Annotated in this window: 8 protein-coding genes and 2 pseudogenes; 5 read left to right on the top strand and 5 right to left on the bottom strand. The window is 62.2% G+C overall.

Annotation, left to right across the window (positions count from 1 at the left end; genetic code table 11):
* From NKJ20_RS33535 to NKJ20_RS33525, 3 genes are all read right to left on the bottom strand, one after another.
* Nucleotides 1-277, bottom strand: a 277-nt coding sequence (locus NKJ20_RS33535; RefSeq protein WP_352749879.1) for an ABC transporter substrate-binding protein, incomplete at its 3' end; no start/stop codon positions are given.
* The gene (locus NKJ20_RS33530; RefSeq protein ID WP_352453190.1) at nucleotides 274-555 is read right to left on the bottom strand and encodes a twin-arginine translocation signal domain-containing protein; all 282 of its coding nucleotides are present in this window, start codon (nucleotides 553-555) and stop codon (nucleotides 274-276) included. The genes NKJ20_RS33530 and NKJ20_RS33535, both read right to left, overlap by 4 nt.
* Before the next feature lie 408 nt (nucleotides 556-963).
* Nucleotides 964-1473 (bottom strand): Ros/MucR family transcriptional regulator, encoded by a 510-nt coding sequence (locus tag NKJ20_RS33525; RefSeq protein WP_502902851.1) that lies wholly within the window; start codon nucleotides 1471-1473, stop codon nucleotides 964-966.
* A 325-nt stretch (nucleotides 1474-1798) separates the two neighbouring features.
* Between NKJ20_RS33525 and NKJ20_RS33520 the strand changes: the two are divergent.
* The 5 genes and pseudogenes from NKJ20_RS33520 to NKJ20_RS33500 form a co-directional block, all read left to right on the top strand.
* Nucleotides 1799-2134: pseudogene (locus tag NKJ20_RS33520) on the top strand (hypothetical protein); the annotation flags it as partial.
* Nucleotides 2135-2366: 232 nt separating this feature from the next.
* Nucleotides 2367-2567, top strand: a complete 201-nt coding sequence (locus tag NKJ20_RS33515) for a hypothetical protein (protein WP_352453169.1) — start codon at nucleotides 2367-2369, stop codon at nucleotides 2565-2567.
* A gap of 110 nt (nucleotides 2568-2677) precedes the next feature.
* Complete coding sequence (locus NKJ20_RS33510; protein WP_352749877.1) at nucleotides 2678-3118, top strand: hypothetical protein; 441 nt, start codon at nucleotides 2678-2680, stop codon at nucleotides 3116-3118.
* Nucleotides 3119-3437: 319 nt separating this feature from the next.
* Entirely contained in the window at nucleotides 3438-4244 is an 807-nt protein-coding gene (locus NKJ20_RS33505) for a class I SAM-dependent methyltransferase (RefSeq protein WP_352749876.1), read from the top strand.
* 259 nt (nucleotides 4245-4503) lie between these two features.
* A pseudogene (locus NKJ20_RS33500) lies at nucleotides 4504-5275 on the top strand (DUF932 domain-containing protein); the annotation flags it as partial.
* Between the two features lie 296 nt (nucleotides 5276-5571).
* Here the strand turns inward: NKJ20_RS33500 and NKJ20_RS33495 are convergent.
* Nucleotides 5572-6030 carry a DUF5615 family PIN-like protein gene (locus tag NKJ20_RS33495; protein ID WP_352749875.1) on the bottom strand — a complete coding sequence of 153 codons (459 nt, stop codon included), beginning with the start codon at nucleotides 6028-6030 and terminating at the stop codon, nucleotides 5572-5574.
* 16 nt (nucleotides 6031-6046) lie between these two features.
* Nucleotides 6047-6667, bottom strand: coding sequence for a DUF433 domain-containing protein (locus NKJ20_RS33490; protein WP_352749873.1), 621 nt, complete (start codon nucleotides 6665-6667; stop codon nucleotides 6047-6049).
* Nucleotides 6668-6878 lie beyond the last annotated feature (211 nt).

Here is a 6878-nt window from a genome sequence, read left to right as displayed (position 1 = left end):
TCCCTTGGATGAAGAGTTCCGTGGGCTTGACGTCCTTAGTCAAGACCCACTGGATATCGTTCACGGGATCGAGCCCGACATACGCCGACATGAGCGTCAACCACTTGTGTCGCGAGTTATTGAAACCATCCACGCCCACCCTCTTGCCCCGCAGATCCGTGACACTGCGGATGCTCTCCTTGGCGATCAGTTCGAGGCATCCCGAGTGCAACCCGGTTAGCACCTTGATGGGCACGCCGGCGTCGATCGACGCGATATGATTCGGCGGAAAGTTCACGGAGAAATCGTCTCACCGCGTGCGATCCACTCCGATTGGTCGACGCTCATATCGCCTTCTACGAAGTGAACGTCTGTGAAGCCATCTGCACGCATCAGTTCCCCGGCGATGTAAGCGCCTGCCCAGCAGTAGGAACCACCAACCCGACGCGGCAGACGAACCGTGGTCGTTTCCAGTGGAGGTTCCGCGTGGAGTGACTTTGGAACACCAGCGATACCGGCAGCGCCTACCATTGCAGCGCCGGCCAGGAAACGGCGGCGGGTTTGGATGATCTGCATCAAGAACGCTCCTCTTCCGATTGGCAAATGACAATACTGGCCGGAACCGAGCAAAAGGGGTTTCGGCAGAGGCAGATGAACCGGTGAACGCTACCTAATAGTTGTGGAACCTAGCGCGCCTAGTCTGATGCGGGAGTCTTGCGCTCTCGATCGCCGGTTCATGTATTAGCAACCGACGATATGCCACGATACGCCCAATTTGTGTAGGTTGCGAGCGCAAAACTTACTACGCCAAACGTCCCGCCAGCACCTCGCTATCAGCGAGACCGTTTGCGCGGTTGTGAATAGCCACTTCGACGCACCCGCTGAACATCCGCTATCGTTCTTCGGACGCCGAAAGCCGCCATTTCGCCGTCGGCCCCAAAGCTGCCAGGCGGTAACGCGCCCAACCGACCCATCAGGCTACAATCAGGCTGTGGCATTCTTGCGGGGACGTTTCGCTGGCGTTGGCTTTTCGGGCTCCTTCGGCTTGCGGCCGAGGCCCATGGCTTTAGCAAGGGCAGAACGCGCTGCTGCATAGTTCGGCGCAACCATGGGATAATCCGCCGGCAGGCCCCATTTGGCGCGATACTCATCCGGAGTCAGGCCATAATGGGTCGACAAGTGCCGCTTCAGCGACTTGAACTTCTTCCCGTCCTCCAGGTTGATGATGTAGTCGGGCGTCACTGACTTGTTGATCGGCACGGCAGGCTTGAGAACTTCAGGTCTTTCCGACACACCGCCGGTCGTGCCCTTCAGGGCGGCATGGACCTGTCCGATGAGGGCGGGTAGTTCACCGACTGGCACCGGGTTGTTTGAAACATAGGCTGAGACTACATCAGCCGTGAGTTCGATGAGCTTGTCCGTATTGCTCTCGGTTTCTTCTGTCACGAAATACTCCTGGCGGATCAAACGATTGGCGTCGAACAGTCGTTTCATAATGACGACCGCTTCCGATAGCAACGAACCTGTTGCATTTCTGTTGTTTCGGCAGTCGCGTGACACTGGTCGACGTGGCCGATCCGCTCCGGCGACGACCTTGTAGCGATTGCCGCGTGCGGTTCCGCCAACAGCAGGACCATCGCTTCCGGCGTCCCGGCTTTGAAGCACGCGGTCAAATCGATTCTCTGACGTGTATTCCTTGCGGAGGTGCGGCCGCGGCGTTTGCCCGTTTGCCGGACGGCAGAGGGAGAGGGTGGATGGCCCGCGTGACGGGTCGAGGGCTGGAAGAGAGGCTTCCGGCGCCCGTCGCGGAGAAAGCTCCATGACCCAGTTGCAAGTTCTCGCTCCTACGGTGAATCCACGGGGCGGTTACAAGGTGGATGTCAGCCGTGGCCAACGTGTCGGTCGCGTTTCTTCCGAGTGGTTCAACCGGCCGGCGGACGAGCGCTACCTTTCTCTCACCGATCTCCATAATTCGGTGAAGCGGCGGTCCGAACGCAGCAAGACCCGCATCGTTGACAGTGAGCTGATCCGCGTCGAGGCCAGCCGCGACGACCCGGAGCGCCTGAAGCTGATGCTGCCTGATGCGCATGCCTCTGTGGCCCCGACGCATTGGAGCTTTGGCCAACTCGCCAGCCTGGTCGGCGCGCCAGCCGCCTAGCCATGTTCGAGGGCTACGCCGGATCGGCCCGGGCCGACTTTCGCCTTGCCGTCGAGCGCGAGCGTGCGCTTGGCCAGTTCGATGATATCGTCGCCCATTACGAGGCCTATCTCGACCGTGAGGGCCCCGCCGGACCGGGCGCTCTCCGGCTGCGCCGCGAGTTCGCCCAGGTGCAGCAGGAGCTCGGCGATCTTCCCGGCCGGATCATGGACCGCAAGCGGCTGGCACCATGCTCGCCCATCTCGGGCGGACCTTGCATGTCGGCTTCCTCAATGATTGCCTGTTCGACGCGGCGACCGCGCTCTGCCTCAAAGATGCGCCGGATGACGAGCGAACGGCGCCGGCCCTGTCGCGCTGCAGCCCCGACCGGTGCCCCAACGCCTGCCTGACCGCCCGGCACCGCGAGCCATGGCAGGCCTCCATCGCCTAGGGCGAGGCGCTGCTGGCCAACCGACGCCTGTCGCCGCTGCAGCGCACGGCGATCCTGAAGGACAATGAGCGCAAGCGCCGTCTGATCGCTCCTCTCGTGGACGGTGATGCATGACCGCGCTTGGGCCGAAGAGCGAAGCCGCGCTGAGGGCGGCCGTGGAGCGGCTGCTCGACGGTCGCCCCGCCCGCACCGACGGGGCGCTGACCGTCGCCAACCTGGCGCGCGAGGCCGGCGTCAGCCGGGCGACGGCGAACCGGGCCGGCGCTCTTCTTGCCGAGTTCCGTGCCGCCGAAGCGCGCCACCGGAGATCCTCCCCCAGAGTCCTCAAGGAGCGCATTCGCGCCCTCGAAGCCGAGCTCCGCCCCGTGCGCGGCGCCGAGATGGCCGAGCTGCGGGCGCTGGCCCGCACGCTTGCGCAGCACATCCAGGTTCTGACGTTGCAGGTCGCCGAGCGCGATGCGGTGATCGACGGCCTGCGGGAGGAACTGGCTCGATCACCTGCGACCAGCGTTGTGCCGCTACGACGCCCGTCTCACGACAGCGTTGGCTGAGAGCCGCGCAGCTTCGTAACCGATCTGGCCCGGGCCGTCCATCATGGTCGGCGCTCCCACGCTCGCCCTCTCCGTCGAGGCAGGGGCTCGGGCTGTGGCAGACGCTGCCGGCCCCCCACCCTGTTCCGCACCAGCACCGAGAACAGGATGTGACGGGCCGGCTACCCGCCGTTCGACCTACGCGGATCGAACTGGTCAAACCGACCAAAGCGGGACCTCGGAGCACCCCGACGGGAAGGCCAGTTTGCGGTGTGACGGCGATACGCGGCTCGCATGACCGTGTTAAGGTCCATCCGTGATTGAGGAAGGATGGCAAGCCATGGAACCCGCACAACTACGATATAATTGGGCTGATTCCGACGTCTACGAGGCTTTCATGGGGCGCTGGAGCGAACATCTGGCAAGCCTATTTCTCGCCCATGTCAATGTCGCTCCGGGCGGTCGCGTACTCGATGTAGCCTGTGGGACAGGTGTGTTGACGAAAGCACTGGCCGAGGCGCGCGCGCATGTGATTGGTGTTGATGCATCGGAGGGATACCTGGAAGGAGCCCGCCTTCGTCGATCCCACCCCAATATCGCATATGAACACGGCGATGTTCGGCACATGCGGTTCGACAACAACGTATTCGATGCGGCCGTTTCCACGCTGGCCCTGGACGTTATCCCGGAAATTGAACAGGTAGTTGCCGAGATGAAGCGCGTGACCCGTCCGGGCGGCGTGGTCGCGTCCGCTGTTACTCAGTTCTTTGGTGGCATGCCCGCCTTCGACCTCGTCTATAACACCGGTGCTGTGCTTGAGGCGGACGTCGCCAGGCTGAGATCCATGCGGGCGGGGCGACAGCAATTCTGGCCAAACGGTCAGGCGGCATTGTGGCGGAAGCTCGGCCTCGACGACGTGACGGAGGTTCCCGTTGTCGTGGATTGCGAGTATCAGTCCTTCGCGGATTATTGGGCTACGTTCACCGACGGCCCGGGCAGCGTCACAGCCATGTTGAAGGCACTTTCGGATGACGCCCGCGGTTCGATCGAGCAGCATGTTCGTGCCGGATATCTGGTTGACTTGCCCGATGGACCCCGGTCATTTCCCATGATGTTCCGTGTGGTGCGCGGCTTGGTCCCAGCCTGATCCTGGAGGGCATGCAATAAGGCCTGCGAAGGTCCGGTGGGCCAGACTGCGACGTCTATCGAAACTAATTAGGTGAATGTCCGCTTCTGCATTCCGGTCGCTCAAGGCAGTCTGACTGCTCTCGGCCACGGCCGCTAGTTGTCGACCTGTGACCTATCTAATCTGTCTCATGCTGATCTGCGGAGCAAAGATCCGGTGAATTCTGGGGATCCAGCGCCCCAAGAGCACCGCTGAGACAGGTTGACTGTTCAGATAAGTTGCCGAACAGGTGAAGACGCTGGAAATCGAGAACGGACGCCTCGAGTTGCGGGCGGCAACAGGCCCCGACTACGGCAGAATATTTGACTCAGAACTGGTCGATGCCGTGCAGAAGATCGCCGGCAACGGTAGCGGCGACACGCGCTGGAAAGTGCCTGGCGTGCTCGACTGGTCAACGGGAATCTACAATCCGCGACAACGCTCTATGCGTCCGACCGTGATGTCTTTGTCTTCCTCGTCGACGACCTGAATCCGATCGAAGCCGGCAAGCTGCCCGATGGCTCGCCCGACGTCTTTTTCAGGGGGTTTATTGCTGGAACTCCGAAGTCGGCGCCCGAACGCTCGGAATCGCCAGCTTCTATCTGCGTGCAGTTTGCCAGAATCGTTGTCTGTGGGGCGTGGAAAATTTCGAGGAAATCACCATCCGGCATTCCAAATATGCCGCCTCGCGTTTTGCCCTGGAAGCCGAACCAGCGCTGATCCAGTTCGCGGAGTCTTCGCCCATGCCGTTCGTCAATGGCATCAAGGCTTCGCGGGAGCGGATCGTCGCTCGCGACGATGAAGATCGCCAGAGCTTCCTGCGCAAGCGCGGCTTCTCCAAGGCGGAGACCACGAGGATCATCGATGCCGTGCTTTCGGAGGAAGGGCACCCGCCCGCCTCGATTTTCGACTTCGTGCAGGGCATTACGCGGGTGGCGCGCGACAAGCCGCATCAGGACGTTCGCCTGGAGCTGGAGGGCAAGGCCAAGAAGCTGCTCGATCTGGCAGCATGATACCGCAATGCTGCGCGCCGAGGCGTATGAACGTCACTGGGCTGCTGATGCTGCCAGTGTTCCAACATGTGCATCGCTGCGGCGCGCAGCATACGGCCTGCGCTGGTACCCGGGAAAACCCATCTCTCCGGCCCGGATGTGCGCCGCACAAAACCGCAATGCTGCTATGCACAATTAATGTTTCTCGGCTGCGCGGAAGGGAGTAATCTGTCGGTATCGAGTTTCGTCCGGGTCACCTCCTCCCGACCTTGGCGATCAGGGACGGCATTTATTCCTCCCGAATGCTGTCGTCCAAATCAAGCCCGCCGCACCTCCTCCCGCGGCGGGCTTTTTCGTTGTGCGAGCGGCGGCTTCTGGCAGCCAATTGCAGGAAACGAATTCGGAGGTCCGTCAGTCGGGTAGTTGAACCGTTCGATGGTGATGGTACGCGCGACATCCACCGTAATCTCCAGCACTTCGTTCCATGCCTCCTCCCCACCGAGCTCCGAAAGGGCGAGATGAAAGAGTCTGTGCTGGAGATCGAGGCTCATCAGGCCAGGGGGGGTGTTGAAGGCGACCAGCCCGACATGCAGCTCCTCGCGGCGATAGAGGCCGCGAAAGTCGGTCGTGTTGTGCGTGACGAGCACATAGCCGTCATCGACCGCGCGCCGGGTCACCATATGGTCCTTGGCGCCGGCGAGGCCCAGCCAGCGCACATGGCTCGACTCTGGAAAACCCGTTCGCGCGCCAGTTTCGCAAGCTCTGGGCTCAGGCATTCGTCAATCAGGAATGTCACGAAACGGCCGGCAGATCGTCGAGACGGATTGTGCGTGTCGACTTCGCCGCCGTGCTGCGCCACGCCGGCTTGACCGGCGGACGGCCACGCCGCGGATAGGCGAGCGCATAGTCGGCCGCGAGCCCAATCTGGTCGAGAGTCAGTTGCGGATAGGGGGCACGGATCGTCTCGGGCGTATCGCCATTGGCGAGCATGTCGGCAACGTCATGAACAAGCACGCGTGTTCCCACAAAGGCCGGCTGACCGCTAAGTACCGCTGGATCGCGCGCCACCATGGCCTTGGCTTTCCTCAGGCGGCTGAGGCCGGTCCTTACCCCGGCGATGATCGGCTTCAGATCGACCTTAAGCGGATCGTCCGCGACCACGGGCGCAGCATCATCGGCAATGGCGTGCTCGACGATCCGCCGCCGCGCGGCAGGCGTCAGCGTCTCCGCCGTCAGCCAGGCGAGGCGTAGGCCGACGAGACCCGCTCCGATGATGACGCGGCTGCCGCGGCGTGTCTCGACACGGCCGCGTAGCAATCCGGCATCGATGATGCGATGCACCTGCTTAAGCGGCACCTGCGTTACCGCCGCCGCCTCATTGGCGGTGAGCACTTCGGTACTAAACTCTGGCATGACAATAATCCTTCCACGTTCATGGAAGATATATAGTCACTCTGCCGTCCGCAGTCCAGCGAAGCTTTGCGGCAGGCGGCCGGCGCTGGTGTGAGGCATGGAGGCAGAGGGGGGAGGGGAGATTCCGTAGAGTAGGGATGAAGCGCCTTACCCCGTTTCCGAGGCAGGTCTCTTCATCCCCCGCTCCGAACCGGACGTGCAAGTTTCCAAG

This window comes from Mesorhizobium sp. M0185, assembly GCF_040322175.1.
Lineage (GTDB): Bacteria > Pseudomonadota > Alphaproteobacteria > Rhizobiales > Rhizobiaceae > Mesorhizobium.
Note: the sequence above shows the minus strand (reverse complement) of the source record. Positions and strands in the feature narration are given on the sequence as shown.